The sequence below is a fragment of the Dellaglioa sp. CoH-57-MRSF-16 genome, from assembly GCF_056782055.1.
In genome coordinates this window covers 181,732-196,361 of the sequence record NZ_JBXAXZ010000002.1, presented here as the reverse complement: position 1 = coordinate 196,361, position 14,630 = coordinate 181,732, and the positions used below count along the sequence as shown (strand labels likewise).

The 14,630-nt window shown below is 33.3% G+C and carries 13 protein-coding genes and 1 other RNA gene; 4 read left to right on the top strand and 10 right to left on the bottom strand.

The window, feature by feature from the left end; translation table 11 throughout:
* Nucleotides 1-28: 28 nt before the first annotated feature.
* From AC1RPH_RS02920 to AC1RPH_RS02895, 6 genes are all read right to left on the bottom strand, one after another.
* A complete protein-coding gene (locus tag AC1RPH_RS02920) occupies nucleotides 29-421 on the bottom strand; it encodes an EbsA family protein (RefSeq protein ID WP_481761296.1) in 393 nt (130 codons plus the stop codon).
* Between the two features lie 124 nt (nucleotides 422-545).
* Entirely contained in the window at nucleotides 546-1,148 is a 603-nt protein-coding gene (locus AC1RPH_RS02915; RefSeq protein WP_481761295.1) for a nitroreductase family protein, read from the bottom strand.
* 141 nt (nucleotides 1,149-1,289) lie between these two features.
* On the bottom strand, nucleotides 1,290-2,426 hold the full coding sequence (locus tag AC1RPH_RS02910) for a THUMP domain-containing class I SAM-dependent RNA methyltransferase (RefSeq protein ID WP_409022567.1): 1,137 nt from the start codon (nucleotides 2,424-2,426) through the stop codon (nucleotides 1,290-1,292).
* 91 nt (nucleotides 2,427-2,517) lie between these two features.
* Nucleotides 2,518-2,881, bottom strand: an RNA gene (gene rnpB, locus AC1RPH_RS02905) — RNase P RNA component class B.
* 33 nt (nucleotides 2,882-2,914) lie between these two features.
* A complete protein-coding gene (gene gpsB / locus AC1RPH_RS02900) occupies nucleotides 2,915-3,256 on the bottom strand; it encodes a cell division regulator GpsB (RefSeq protein WP_481761294.1) in 342 nt (113 codons plus the stop codon).
* Between the two features lie 66 nt (nucleotides 3,257-3,322).
* Nucleotides 3,323-3,889 carry an SLOG family protein gene (locus tag AC1RPH_RS02895; RefSeq protein ID WP_481761293.1) on the bottom strand — a complete coding sequence of 189 codons (567 nt, stop codon included), beginning with the start codon at nucleotides 3,887-3,889 and terminating at the stop codon, nucleotides 3,323-3,325.
* A gap of 111 nt (nucleotides 3,890-4,000) precedes the next feature.
* Between AC1RPH_RS02895 and recU the strand changes: the two genes are divergently transcribed.
* Nucleotides 4,001-4,606, top strand: a complete 606-nt coding sequence (recU, locus tag AC1RPH_RS02890) for a Holliday junction resolvase RecU (protein WP_481761292.1) — start codon at nucleotides 4,001-4,003, stop codon at nucleotides 4,604-4,606.
* Between the two features lie 35 nt (nucleotides 4,607-4,641).
* The gene (locus tag AC1RPH_RS02885; protein WP_481761291.1) at nucleotides 4,642-6,888 is read left to right on the top strand and encodes a transglycosylase domain-containing protein; all 2,247 of its coding nucleotides are present in this window, start codon (nucleotides 4,642-4,644) and stop codon (nucleotides 6,886-6,888) included.
* Nucleotides 6,889-6,948: 60 nt separating this feature from the next.
* On the opposite strand, the gene AC1RPH_RS02880 is transcribed toward AC1RPH_RS02885, so the two are convergent.
* From AC1RPH_RS02880 to AC1RPH_RS02865, 4 genes are all read right to left on the bottom strand, one after another.
* Nucleotides 6,949-7,659: a DnaD domain protein gene (locus tag AC1RPH_RS02880; RefSeq protein ID WP_481761290.1), complete on the bottom strand. Its 711-nt coding sequence runs from the start codon at nucleotides 7,657-7,659 to the stop codon at nucleotides 6,949-6,951.
* A gap of 72 nt (nucleotides 7,660-7,731) precedes the next feature.
* Entirely contained in the window at nucleotides 7,732-9,033 is a 1,302-nt protein-coding gene (asnS, locus tag AC1RPH_RS02875) for an asparagine--tRNA ligase (RefSeq protein ID WP_409022573.1), read from the bottom strand.
* A gap of 90 nt (nucleotides 9,034-9,123) precedes the next feature.
* Nucleotides 9,124-9,621, bottom strand: coding sequence for a cell wall elongation regulator TseB-like domain-containing protein (locus AC1RPH_RS02870; RefSeq protein ID WP_481761289.1), 498 nt, complete (start codon nucleotides 9,619-9,621; stop codon nucleotides 9,124-9,126).
* 64 nt (nucleotides 9,622-9,685) lie between these two features.
* Nucleotides 9,686-12,511, bottom strand: coding sequence for a helicase C-terminal domain-containing protein (locus AC1RPH_RS02865; RefSeq protein ID WP_481761288.1), 2,826 nt, complete (start codon nucleotides 12,509-12,511; stop codon nucleotides 9,686-9,688).
* 193 nt (nucleotides 12,512-12,704) lie between these two features.
* Here AC1RPH_RS02865 and mvk point away from each other — a divergent pair, with 193 nt between their 5' ends.
* Nucleotides 12,705-13,670: a mevalonate kinase gene (gene mvk / locus AC1RPH_RS02860; protein WP_481761287.1), complete on the top strand. Its 966-nt coding sequence runs from the start codon at nucleotides 12,705-12,707 to the stop codon at nucleotides 13,668-13,670.
* On the top strand, nucleotides 13,660-14,625 hold the full coding sequence (mvaD, locus tag AC1RPH_RS02855) for a diphosphomevalonate decarboxylase (protein WP_481761286.1): 966 nt from the start codon (nucleotides 13,660-13,662) through the stop codon (nucleotides 14,623-14,625). The genes mvk and mvaD overlap by 11 nt, the downstream gene beginning before the upstream one ends.
* Nucleotides 14,626-14,630: the final 5 nt, after the last annotated feature.

Genomic DNA, 14,630 nt, shown 5'->3' with positions numbered 1-14,630 from the left:
ATAAAAAAATAAATGACACCTATTGGCATCATTTATTTCCCTTTTTAAGGTCCGTGTATAATTGTAACTTGCTTCTAGAATTCAAAACAACTGACTTTTTACTATTGGCTAAATAAAAAGATAGTCCAAATCTTCTTAATTTAACTTGTTTTATTGCGGAAATTTCAATTATTTCATTATGTTTTCGAATAACCTTAGTTAACTTAATATTTTTGTCGTCAACTATTAATTTACGATTCAAGATTTGAACAATTGATACAATAAGAAAAAGTATAAATAAAACAATTGTCCAAATTTGTAATGTTGTTATCTCTAACCATAATAATAAACTACCTAAAAATAAGCAGAACGTCCATGACCATAAAATAACCGTTTTAGCTAGCTCGGGTTGATAAAAATATGTTTTTTGATATTTTTTCATGCTTATGATCTCCTCTAACACAATAAAATTATTCTTCTATATTTAAAGCTTAACATAATTGATCAGATATTCTATATTTTTCCATAAAAAAAGATGAAACCTTAAGTTTCATCTTTTTGAACTATTATTTAATAACTAAGAATCTGTCATCATCTAACATGAAATCTTTATCTCCTGCCGCTGCTTCAATTGAACCAAATGGCATTTGTGCACGTAATTCCCAGTTTCCAGGGATATTAAACGCATTTTTAATTTCAGTATCAATAAGTGGATTATAATGTTGTAAACTTGCGCCAATACCATTTTCAGCTAATACTGTCCAAACACTTTGTTGAGCACCGCCCAAACCTTGTTCTGCCCAAACTCTGAAGTTATCAGCGTATAAAGCAAAATCTTTTTCATTTTGAGCAACAACATCAGTATCTATAAAGTATAATATTGTTCCAAATCCAGCACGGAATGTTGCAATCTTTTCTTGAGTTTTCTTATATGCTTCAGCATTAGGAACCTCAGATTTAAGACGTTTTTCAACGATATCCCAAACCATGTCTGAATTTTTACCATATAAAATTGCTGCTCTAATTGTTTGATTATTGAATGATGTTGGTGATTTCTTTATAGCATCCTCGATAACACCAGTAATTTCATCAGGTGTTTGACTTACTTTATCCCCTAAAGCGTAAATTGAACGACGTTGTTCCATAAGATCTAATAATTGAGTTTTCATAATTAATTTCCCCTTCTCTATTTGAATAAACTTAGTATATCACTTACTATTAATAAGTAAAGAGATAACACTTATTTTTTTTATCTTAAATAAAAAAAGCTACCTAATCGTTGATTAGATAGCTTTTAAACTTATTATTTATTATGCTCTTGGTTTACGTTTACCCCAATATTGGAAATAATCCGTTCTCAATGAGCCATTATATAGCTTACGTTTTTTAGATGCTCTTGAACCATAATATTCTTCAAAAGTTAAGTCACTTGTTAAGATATATTTACTCCAAGTAGGCATTTGTTTATAAACAACACCCATCTGTTTGTATAAAACACGTACAGATTCAGTATCGCTCAATCGTTCACCGTATGGTGGGTTAGCGACTAAAACACCATTTTCTTTTTCTGTTGTAAAATCTTTTGCAGCAAGTTGCTTGAATTCAATACTATCCAAGACGCCAGCTTCAGCGGCATTCTTTTTAGCAATTTCAATCATGCCAGCATCAATATCATAACCTGCTATATCTAATACTACATCAAGATTTGCTTCACCTTTTGCTTTTTCTCTTAAACGATCAAATAGTCCTTTTTCAACAAAATCCCAATCTTCGAATACAAAATAACGACCGATACCAGGTGCAATATTATGTCCCATTAATGCAGCTTCAATTGGGATTGTTCCTGAACCACATACTGGATCAACAAAAGGTTTTTCTGGATACCAATTAGTTAACATAACTAACGCAGCTGCCATATTTTCTTTTAAAGGAGCATAACCCTTTTCAACACGATAACCACGTTTAAATAAACTGCTACCCGTTGTATCAAGTGTCAATAAGACGTTATCTTTATTAATAGCAACTTCCAATGGATATTTTGAACCCGTCTCTGGTAAGCGTGTTGTACGGTGATAGACATCACTTAATTGATCAACAATTGCTTTTTTCACGATTGCTTGGGCATCTGGAACACTATAGAGTGTTGATTTTTGAGATTTTCCTTGAACAGGGAATTCCGCATCTAATGGTAAAAACTTATCCCAAGAGATTGCTTTTGTTTGTTCAAATAAATCGTCAAAAGTCGTAGCCGTAAACTCACCAACAATGATTTTAACGCGATCTGCGGTTCTCAACCATAGGTTTGTATTAATAACATCTTCCATTGTTCCTTCGAAGCGGACACGACTATTTTCTACTTGAACATCATAACCCATATGTTTAAGTTCGTTTCCAACAATTGACTCAATACCGCTAGCTGCGGTTGCCAATAATTTAAAAGTTTCCATTTTGCACCTTCACTATAATTTAATTTTTTTAATAAAAAAACTAGGATAAAAGAAAATTCTTCATCCTAGTTCATCCTGAAATCATGTAAATTTCTATAAGCCATGTTTTGTACGTCATCCATCTCAGGCGATGAAATCAGTGGTAATCATCTATCTCCAGATATTATCTGCCCCCATGATTTGTTCATTTCCGTCATGAAGCGCCCCTACCAAAGTTTGGGTTGCCTACTCGTGGGGTTTACCGCGTTCCAGCAATACCGTTTCCAATATTGTATCGTCTCTGTGGCACTTTACAGATTACTTTGACATAGCCGAAGCCTTAGTCATTTTATCCGCCGTTACCCGAAGGTACCTTGGCTTATTTTTTCACCAAGCACGAACACTACAAGCATCTCAGCTTGTGCAAGCATGGACTTTCCTCAGCCTAACTTAATAGACCGCAATTACCCGAAATTTACACTGAATCTATATTACATCATTCAATTAATTTAAAATTGATTTCTAGAATTTTCATTCTCATCTAACTGTGCACCAAACACACGACGTTCCAAATTAGATAATCGTTTAAGAATATCCATATTTGAAGTTGTAGATGTTGTTTGGGTCGTCTGTGAACTTTTACCAACAGTAACCTGTTTTGTAAGTTCGTCGACTTGAGCAATTAAACGATCATTTTCTTCTTGAAGTTTTTTGACTTTCTTATCAAAGGTTTCATAATCTTTAATAACATCGTCAAGAAATTCGTCAACTTCTTTAGAATCATATCCACGCATTTTTGTTTCAAAATGTTTTTGTAAGATATCTTTAGGTACAAAATTAACATCCGTCATATTCGTACACCTCATCACTAATTTCTCATAAATAATGTTAATACCTGTTTATTATAGCAGAATTATTTAATAATTCAAATGATTATTTTGTTCCTCTTCCATTTCGTTTGCAATATCTTCTAATTCCATAAAATCTATCATACGTAATGCATAGTTTTTCACTTCTTTAGTTTGCTTTATTTTTAATAAATCAAATTTTGTTTTGCCTTCATTTTCTGAATCATAAAGTAATAACGCGCCATCTGTGTGTTCTATCATAAAAGTTTGATAATTTTTTAATTGCTGTGGCGACTGATAGGTATCCTTACTAACATAATCAGAAAAATCTACATCATTTAATATTTGATTTAAAACTAATTTTTTATCATCTTTCCAATTATTACCAAACTCTTTGAATGGTAGCATAACTGATACCTTGAAATCAGGATATTCATTTTGTATATCTAGGCAAATTTGTGCCGTCCATTGCTCAACACCAAGCTGAGGGCCAGTTATAACCCACTTCAATCCATTTTCTATTTCATTAATAATATTTTTTTTAATTGCGCTTTTAATGATTTTTATTTTAAGATCATTTTCATTAAAAATACCTAATTCGTATGTTCTATAACCAGTCACCCATAAACGCTTCATAATTGATTAAATATTCCTTTCTTATATTAAGAATATGTTACCAAATCCTTTAAAGCTATTAAATTATATCACTTATTGTTATAATATTTTAGATTGGAGCGTGAAATAACTGTGAGTATTAATTATCCTAATGGAAAACTTTATGAACAATCACCTTTAAATACGCAAAAAAAGTCAAATATGCTGTTGTTTGGTAAACGGGGGATGTCATTAGAGGATGATATCAACGTAAGCAACGCATTTTACCTTGCTCATAATATGGCTGTCATTCACAAAAAACCAACGCCTATTCAAATTGTAAAAGTTGATTATCCTAAACGAAGTGCAGCTGTTATTAAAGAAGCTTACTTTCAAACTGCGTCAACAACTGACTACAATGGCATATACGATGGCCACTATTTAGATTTTGAAGCTAAAGAAACTAAAAATAAAACTTCATTTCCGTTAAGTAATTTTCATGAGCACCAAATTAACCATATGAAATCATGTGTATTACAAAGAGGAATTAGTTTTGTTATAATGAAGTTCACAACCTTAGGTAAGGTCTACTTACTACCATCAAAAACGCTATTTACTTACTGGGATAAGCAGAGTGTTAATGGTCGTAAATCAATTCCATTGAAAACAGTCCAAACTGAAGGATTCGAGATACAATATACTTTAAATCCGGTCATTCCCTATTTAAAATACGTTGATAAAATGATAGAGCATCTATAATTAAGGCTTTATATAATTAAAGGAGAATTTTATTTATGGCAACAGCTGATAATAAAGGTACTACTCGTGTTGCGCGACGCGAACAAGAAATAAGCACTAACAAAAAAGGCAACAAAGGTAAAAATAGTAAAGGTAAACTTTTTAAACGTATTTTTTTGAGCTTACTTGCTCTATTCGTTATTGGCGTAATTGCTAGTATCAGTTTATTTTTCTATTACGCCAAAGATTCACCAAAAATAACATCAAGTAGTCTTGAAAGTACCCCTGCAAGTGTCATTTATGCAAAGAATGATGAAATCATCACTACCTTAGGAACTTCAAGAGTCTACGCTGAATCGTCTGACATGCCGCAACTATTAAAAGATGCCATTGTTTCAATCGAAGATAAACGTTTCTATAAACATAATGGCGTTGATCCTGTGCGAATTGTAGGTGCAGCCTTGTCAAATATCACTGGTGGATCAGCTGGTCTTCAAGGTGGTAGTACTTTAACACAACAACTTATTAAATTATCTGTCTTTTCGACAAAAGCATCTGATCAAACAATAAAACGAAAAGCGCAAGAAGCATGGCTAGCATTACAAGTAGAGCGTAAATACAGTAAATCTCAGATTTTAACGTTCTATGCTAACAAAGTCTTTATGGGAAATGGTATTTACGGGATGCAAACTGCTGCAAATTACTATTTCGGTAAAAAATTGAATAAATTAAATACAGAACAAATCGCGTTAATTGCTGGTATTCCTAATGCCCCATCTTCTTATAATCCTTACGCGCATCCAGAATACGCAAAGGAACGACGTAATGAAGTTATTGATGCAATGTTAGCAAATAACAAAATTTCGGCAAGCGAAGCAAGTACAGCTAAAGCGACACCAATTACTTCAGGCCTAAGAACATCACATTCTGCCGAAAAAGATACTTATAATGCAAAAATTTCTGATTCCTATTTAAAAGAAGTTATTCAGTCTGTTAAAGATAAAGGTTTTGATCCTTATAACAGTAGTCTTAAGATTCGTACAAACTTAGATTTGGATGCTCAGAAACGACTTTATGATATAGCTAATACAAATAACTATGTGGTCTATCCTGACAGTAAAATGCAATTAGCTGTTACCATGGTTGATTCAAAAACTGGCGCTATTTCAGCTATGATTGGTGGCCGTAAACAAACAAATGTTACTTTCGGGTATAATCGGGCTGTCGCAACTAGTCGAAGCAACGGTTCAACCATGAAACCTATTATGGATTACGGTCCTGCTATTGAATATCTAGACTACCCAACTAATCAAAAAGTTAGCGATACAAAATATTACTACCCTGATGCTACTACAAAACAATTAAATGATTTTGATAATAGCTATCTTGGAACAATGACAATGCGAAATGCTTTGATTCAATCACGTAATATCCCTGCTATTCGGACACTTGAAGCGGTTGGATTATCAAAAGCCCAAGGATTCGTCAAAAAACTTGGTGTCTCTAAGGATCAAGTTGATACTTACTCATCTGGTATCGGTGCAAACATGTCAACGACTCAAAATGCAGAAGCCTATGCAGCATTTGCAAATGGTGGAACTTATCACAAAGGGACTTATATTTCAGAAATTGAAAGAAAAGATGGTACAGTTGAAAATTATTCTAGCTCAGGTACTAGAGCAATGAAAACATCAACTGCTTATATGATTACTGATATGCTAAAAGGTGTTATTAATAGTTCTAATGGTACAGGTACGGCAGCTCAAATACCGGGTCTTTACCAAGCGGGTAAAACCGGTACTACTGATTATCCATCAAATGTTGCTTCTAAATTTCCATCTAGCGCAGTTATGGATTCATTATTTTCCGGCTATACTTCAAATTACTCAATTGCAGTTTGGACAGGTTATGATTCACCATTAGTCGCAAATAACTACTTAGATGTTAATTCTCAACATCTAGCTGTAGGTATTTATAAAAACTTAATGCAGTACGTTTCCCAATCAGTTTCAAATACGGATTGGACAAAACCTTCTGACGTTTATCTGAAAAATGGCGAATTATCATTAACAGATTCATCTACTGCAGAAACAACAACAGCAGATAGCAGTTCATATTCAGTTCCTAAGATATCAAATAGTTCTAGTTCTTCAGAAGAATCTAGTTCAAGCAGTTCTTCTAGTTCAAGTAGTTCTAGTTCTTCAGAAAGTTCTAGTTCATCTAGTAGTTCTAGCTCCGCTATTAGTTCAAGTGCTTCATCTAAAGCAGACAGCAGTAAAGCCGTTTCGTCTGCTACTCGTTAAATAAAAACCTGGCGATATTCAGTTAAAATTCTGAATATCGCCAGGTTTTTATTTATTTCATTAATTTGACCAATGATATAGGGGTATTTCCGGTTTATCATTAGATTCTTTTGTATTGTCATTATTCTTCACATTATTTGAAAAGTTCTGTTGTTGTCTTTTTTCTTTATCTTTTTTTATGTCTTGACTTGTTTTTATATGCTTCTTTTCCCAATTTAGTAAAATTCTATCCATATATTTTAAACTGTATGCCTGATTAAGGACAGCTTCTTTCAACGCCATCAAAATTAGTTCTGGAATATAGTGGTCTTGATCAATCCACATGCTAATACTTTCTAATTCCATTGGTGATAAAGGTCTTCCAAATTCAACTTCAATTTTTTCATAAACCTCTTTTCGAGAATTATTACTCTTAACAACTTCAACCTTTTCTTGTGTCCTATGACTTAAATTATTTAATTTTTCATATAACACACTAAAATCAAATTGATCGGTGCTGTACCCATTTGAATCATCAATTGTTTTGATAGAAATAACTTTTTTTTCGATTAATTTCTGCAGTAATGTATAGGTTTCCTGGGCCGTCACGCCCATTTGACTGGCAATTTGATTTGTATCTGGAAATTTATTACCTGCTTGATTAAAGCTTAATAGATGGATTAAGAAAATTAATTCATCACTTGATAATCCAATTTTTCGATAATTCCGTAAAATTAAATTAGACACATGGGTTTCCCCTGCTTCTAAAAATTGACTCATAAATGCATCCATAACGAAAATGCCTCCTTAATTAAGAAAAGAACCTTAAACAATTTCGTTTAAAGGTTCTTTTTCTCTACTTTTTTATGGGTAAATACGGTTTAATAGACGTGGGAATGGAATAGCCTCACGTATATGTTCTTCACCTGTAATCCAAGTTGTTGCGCGTTCTAATCCAAGACCAAATCCTGAATGAGGAACACTACCATATCTTCTTAAATCTAAATACCATTCGTAATCTTTTTCGTTCAATCCAGCTTTTTTAATTTGTGCTATTAAGTTATCTACATCAGTTTCACGTTCTGAACCACCAATAATTTCGCCGTAACCTTCAGGAGCTAATAAGTCAGCACAAATAACGACGTCTTCTCTCGTTGGATGTGGTTTCATGTAAAATGGTTTAATTGCTTTAGGATAGTTTAAAACGAATACTGGCATACTGAAATGTTCTGCCAAATAAGTTTCTTCAGGAGATCCAAAATCATCACCCCATTTAGTATCAGGAAATTCACCAGAATTTTGTAATAATTCGACGGCTTCATCATAAGAAATTTTAGGGAATGGTGTTTTTGTATAACTTTTTAAGACTTCTTTATCTCTTTCGAGAATATCTAAAGCATAGTCACAGTTATCTAAAACATTTTGTACTAAGAACGCAATATATTGTTCTTGTACTTCAAGACTTTGTTCTTGGTGCATAAATGCCATTTCGGGTTCAATCATCCAAAATTCAATTAAATGGCGTCTTGTCTTAGATTTTTCAGCTCTAAAAGTTGGTCCAAATGAGAATACTTTACCAAAGGCCATTGCCCCAGCTTCTTCATACAATTGACCTGATTGTGACAAATAGGCATCTTTGTCAAAATATTTAGTATGGAAAAGTTCAGTTGTACCTTCTGGTGCACTACCAGTTAAGATAGGCGCATCAATCTTTATAAAACCTTCTTTATTGAAAAATTCATATGTTGCGCGAATAATTTCATTTCTAATTTGCATAACTGCATATGGTTTCGTTGAACGTAACCATAAATGACGATGATCCATCAAAAATTCTGTTCCATGATCTTTAGGTGTAATTGGATAATCTTGACTATCACCAACTAATTCAAGTGATTTAACTTCAATTTCATAGCCAAATGGTGAGCGTTTATCTTCATGAATCTCACCAATAACGTAAAGGCTAGATTCCTGATGTAACTCTTTTGCCATTTCAAAAGTTTCTTCACTGACATTACTTTTTATCACGACACCTTGGAAAAAGGCACTTCCATCTCGTAATTGTAAAAATGCAATCTTACCACTTGATCTTTTATTAGTAAGCCAAACACCGATTTTTACTTCTTCGTCTACATGGTTTTTAGCATCAATTATACTAATTGTTTTCAATAAACTTCCTCCTCATTACGGTCCTAGTTGCTAGATCGATTTCATTCCTTTTATAATATCATTAGTCAGATATATTAGTCCATAAGACAATTATATATTTTCAACGGATTTTAAAACTTTACCATTTGAGAACTGCAGTGTTTCATAACAAAGAGCTTTTTTCTTGTTCAAATAACTCACTTCCCATGCAGGTACACCGTTGTATATACCAAGTCCGACATTCAATATTTTACTAGGTTTTTTTTCATTCCAGATATAAGTTAAAATATCATTTTTTGTCTTACCATTTGATTGTGATAAGACTTTAACTTTTCCACCTTTTTGAGCAACAATCACATAAATTCTTTTATTAGCTTTTGTTGTCCCTGCAACTGTAAAATAAGTTGCATCCCTATTATATCTATAAAATGCTGTTTCTTTATCTAGTTTTGCGTATTTTTTAGCAATTGTAACAGCTTCTTTTTCAGCTGTAGCCATCGGTGATTTTGCGCGATTATATAAAATAAAAGCACTTACCACAATAACTAATATCGTACCAAGTATCGAAAGAAAAACGATGTTTTTTGATTTTTTGGGGGATCTTCGCATGATCAATTTTTCTCCTGTCTTAGTTTTATACGGTCATATTATAACAGACATTATCTAATTCTGATTAACTATCAGAATTAGATAAAAACGTCTTTAAATCAATAATAATATCTGCCAATGGTTCATTTATAAGTTGTAATTCATCCGGCAATACTTCAATCATTTTTTTACCATAACTTTGATTTATCAATCGATTGTCCAATGCAATCATTGCCCCTTTATCGGTTGACGTCCGAATTAAGCGTCCAAACCCTTGTTTAAGCTTCATTGTTGCTCTAGGCAGTGAATACTCACTGAATACATCCCTACCTTGACCTTCAAACTCTTTTTCTTTCGCCTTTACATTTAACGACTCTGGAGACTCAAATGGTAACCGCGTCACAATTAAAAGTTCTAATCTATCATTTGGTAAGTCAACGCCTTCCCAGAAACTACCAGTACCCATTAAAATAGCGTCTTTACCTAATAAAAATCGTTTTTTTAATTTTTCAGGCCGTCCTGTAACACCCTGAACTAAAAGTTCACGATCAAGATGTAACCCTCTTTTTGTTAATAACCCATAAACATTTGCTATCGTATCAAGCGAATTAAATAAAATTAACGTTTGTTTACGTTGTGATTTTATAATCTCATAAACTGAATCAGCCAAGTAAGATTCATAAAGCTCTTTTGATGATCGAACATCAAAAGCATCACTTGCTACATACAATTTAGCTTGGTTACTATAATCAAAAGGACTCCCTAATTTTTTGATTTTGTAATTATCATCTTGTATATCTAGCTGATCAATAATGTAATCAGGATTACCTGGTAGTAACAAAGTCGCCCCAGTAAACGTCAGGTGATTAAAGTGCCGATAAATTACTTCAGAAAGAAAATGAGTTGCATCTGATAAACTAAATTCAAATTGCATTTTGTCTGTTTGTCCGTTAATCGGAAAACTTAACCAAAGCACCTTTTCATTTAGCTTGTCTTGATTTTGTTCAAATATAGTCCAGCCCTCAGTTTCTGCAAATAATTGCTTAAAAAAGTTATGAACACGATTCAAAAGCTGTTGCTCATCTTGGCCGATATTTTGTTGGCTTTTTGCAGCGATATAACGATCTCGTAAAATGGCATCATCTCTTTTTAAAACAGTTATCACTTTTAAAACAGATTCAAGCATAATTTTATTTCGATTAATCAATCCAATTAGCTCAGTTGATTTTAAAATAATTGCTTTTCCGGTCGTTTCATTTTTTGCTGCTGAATTCCTACTAATTTGTCGACCATATTCTCTTGAAAATTGTCTGATGAGTAACTCAACTGATTCCCGTAATTTCCTAATTTCTGTTAATAATTGATTGTTTTCACTAGCTGTTAAGAAATTAATTGCCATTAAGTCATTAAAAGAAAATTTTTGTGAACTTTGTATGCTAGTCAATAATGAATCACACATATTAATAATTTTCCAGAATCGAATGCGTCCTTTATTTGACTGTAGAGCAACATCAGCAAGATGCTGTGCTTCATCTACAATTAATTCAGGCGCAAGTTTTGTACGATCTGAGTTAAATAAACCAGGATGCTTCATTAAAAAAGCATGATTTGTAAAAATAATTGCTGACGATTCAACTTGTTTATATAACGTATTAATAAAGTCAACTTCAAAAAATTGATCAGTTAATACTAAACTCCCAACCCCTTGATGTTCAATTTGATTAAAAATGGGATTTTGATAACTTGAAAGTTTTAATTCATCAAGTTCACCAGTTTTAGTCATTGTCAGCCATACTAAGATACGTATTTTCATTAAAGCTATCTGTCCAGAGGTTTCTTTTTGTGTTAATTCTTTTTTAAACGCCGCTAAATTTATATAATGGTTACTGCCCTTCAAATTTACTGCAGCTGTTTGAAAAGGCAATAATTTGTTAAGTAACGGTAATGCCTGATTCATCAACTGGGTTTGAAGTAATGTTGTCGCACTACTAATCACAATTTGTTTGCGATTTTGAGCATGATAAGCTGCTGGAATTAAATAACCTAATGTTTTACCGATTCCTGTAGGAGCCTCAATAATTAATGTTCGATTTCCACTTTTTAAATGTTCAGAAATAAGGTCCATCATCTTTGCTTGTTCAGGTCGCCAACTTAATTGTTTTTCAAATATTTTTTTCTTATCTACTTCTGCTTCAGGATAAACATAATTCGTTAAATTAAATGTATCTTGTTTCCTACGTTGAAGGACAATCCCTCCAACAATGTATAGATGATCTGGTAGTCTTTCCTGTCTTCTATTTTTATCACTGTACGCATCAGAAAATAATTCATTTGTATTTCTTAATAAAAATGAACTTAAACGATTTATTTCAAATAAGGTTTCTCTTGGAATCGTTTCTAGTCGAGTTAATAAGAAGATAAATAACTCAGCTGTCACATGGGCATCACTATCGGCATGATGCGGATTTTCGTGAGTCAGATTCAAATATCGACTCAGATCTTTTAATTTAAAACTGGGTGCTGTTGGCAATAAGATTTGACTAAGCTGTACAGTATCGACACCTTTTATTGATAATGCAGGATAGCCAACTCTTTCTAACTCACTATTGATAAATGGCAAATCAAAGTTAATATTATGCGCAACAAAAACTGTATCTTGGAGAATCGCGTAAATCGTTGCGGCGACGTCTTCAAAATAGGCAGCCTTTCTGATTTGACGGTTTGTAATCCCTGTTAATTCTGTAATAACTTTCGGAATTGCCATACCAGGATTAATATCAAACGAGAAAGAATTTATTATTTGATTTTTTTGAACTAAAACGCAACCAAATTGGATCATTCGATCGCCACTTTTAAGATTTGTTCCCGTCGTTTCAATATCCACTACAGCATAAATCGTATTTTTATTCATTGAAGTTTATCACCAGTCTTTTTAAGTTAACGCATTTATGTTTATTTTACCATATTGATTAAAGAATCATATGCCAAAAACTAAATCATTATAAATTCTCAAAGTTCATCCAGTCCATTATAGCTATAACGACAATTTTAAGGTATGATAATGGAAGTAAATTCATCTAGAGAGGACTCTTTTTTTGAACAATTTGTCAGATAATACAGAAGCAAAATTTCTTGGTACTAGCCATGCTAAAATTATATTAATCGGCGAACACTCTGTTGTTTATAGCCAACCCGCTATTGCCCTCCCTTTACCAAATGTTAAAATATCAGTTTTAACGGAAGCAATGGCAGATAAACAATGGATCACAAGTCGTTTTTATAGTGGTGAACTGAAAAATGTTCCCATGAATATGCGTGGCATTAAGCAAGTTATCCAGTACATTTTAAAATCATTGAATAAACGACATCAATCATTTAAATTAACGATTGAAAGTGACATCCCATCTGAACGAGGGATGGGTTCTTCCGCTGCCACAGTTATTGCCATAATTCGAAGTTTGTACGCTTTTTTTGATACGAAAATCGAACGCGATGAACTTCTACTTATTGCCAATATCGCTGAAACAACCACACATGGTTCTCCAAGTGGTATCGATGCCGCAACAACCAGTAGCCGCGATCCCATTTGGTTCATTAAGCACCAAGAGGCTTACCCTGTCCCATTAAACATAGAGGCAACCTTAGTGATTGCTGATACGGGAATCAAGGGCCAAACGGGTTTAACTGTTGGTCAAGTTCGTGATCGCGTCTTATCAAGTCCTGACGTTACTGAAAAAATAATTTCCGAACTTGGTCAATTAACAAGTATGGCTAAGGCACAAATTGCGACAGATGATGCTATAAGTTTAGGACACACATTATCTAGGGCTCATCATTTACTAAAATCTTTAGGTGTTAGTCATCCCAAATTAGATGCACTTGTCAAAACAAGTCTAGAAAATGGCGCTTTAGGTGCCAAACTTACCGGTGGTGGTGGCGGTGGCTGTATGATAGCCCTAGTTAAAACACCCGAAGAAGCTTTAAATCTAAGCCATCTCTTAAATCGTAATGGTGCCATTGCAACTTGGATTCAACCCCTTAAAAAGGAGTCACAACATATTGAAAAATAAAATTTCAGCTCGCGCCCATACTAATATTGCACTCATTAAATACTGGGGTAAACAAAATAAAGATTTAATTATTCCTTACAACAATAGCCTATCCTTAACGTTAGATCATTTTTATACCGATACTACGGTAACTTTTGACGATACGCTAACTGAAGATACCTTCTTTCTAAATTCTAAACAAAAAAAGGATAACAAAGTATCAGCCTTTTTAGATATTGTTCGTAATCAAGCACAAAAAAATATTTACGCTAAAGTAGAATCAATAAATCACGTTCCAACTTCAGCAGGACTTGCGTCATCAGCGAGCGCATATGCTGCACTTGCGCTTGCTGCTAGTCAAGCAATTGGTTTAAATTTAAATAAACGCGATTTATCACGATTAGCACGTCGTGGTTCTGGTTCAGCTAGTCGCTCTATTTTTGGTGGCCTAGTTGAATGGGAAAAAGGTCACAATGATGAAGACTCCTTTGCTATACCGATTGAAGAAACGATTGATTGGGATCTTCAAATGATTGCTATTATGATTAATAGTCATGAAAAAGCGATTGATTCTCGTTCTGGAATGCAACATTCCGTGGACACATCACCTTTCTACAATGAATGGGTTAAATCTTCTGAACGTGATTTAATTGATATGAAAAAGGCTATTATAGAGAAAAACCTCGAAAAAGTTGGTCAAATTGCTGAAAATAATGCAATGAAAATGCACGCAACAACTTTAAGCGCTAATCCCAGCTTTACTTATTTTAATCCTGACAGCATACGTGCTATGGATGCTATTCGTGACTTGCGTCAAGAAGGTATTACCTGTTACTTCACAATGGATGCTGGTCCAAATGTTAAAATAATTTGTTCCAAAACTGAAACACCTTATATTTTAAATAAATTAAGTCCACTTTTTGGTGCAAAAAATCTTTTGGTTGCCAAGCCTGGACCTGGAGCGACACTTATTTAGTGTTA

Coding starts and splice junctions, on each gene's coding strand:
- AC1RPH_RS02915 (WP_481761295.1), bottom strand. CDS start 1,148: ATGAAAACTCAATTATTAGATCTTATGGAACAACGTCGTTCAATTTAC.
- AC1RPH_RS02920 (WP_481761296.1), bottom strand. CDS start 421: ATGAAAAAATATCAAAAAACATATTTTTATCAACCCGAGCTAGCTAAA.
- gpsB (WP_481761294.1), bottom strand. CDS start 3,256: ATGACGGATGTTAATTTTGTACCTAAAGATATCTTACAAAAACATTTT.
- AC1RPH_RS02880 (WP_481761290.1), bottom strand. CDS start 7,659: ATGGATGCATTTATGAGTCAATTTTTAGAAGCAGGGGAAACCCATGTG.
- AC1RPH_RS02910 (WP_409022567.1), bottom strand. CDS start 2,426: ATGGAAACTTTTAAATTATTGGCAACCGCAGCTAGCGGTATTGAGTCA.
- AC1RPH_RS02885 (WP_481761291.1), top strand. CDS start 4,642: ATGGCAACAGCTGATAATAAAGGTACTACTCGTGTTGCGCGACGCGAA.
- AC1RPH_RS02870 (WP_481761289.1), bottom strand. CDS start 9,621: ATGCGAAGATCCCCCAAAAAATCAAAAAACATCGTTTTTCTTTCGATA.
- AC1RPH_RS02895 (WP_481761293.1), bottom strand. CDS start 3,889: ATGAAGCGTTTATGGGTGACTGGTTATAGAACATACGAATTAGGTATT.
- AC1RPH_RS02865 (WP_481761288.1), bottom strand. CDS start 12,511: ATGAATAAAAATACGATTTATGCTGTAGTGGATATTGAAACGACGGGA.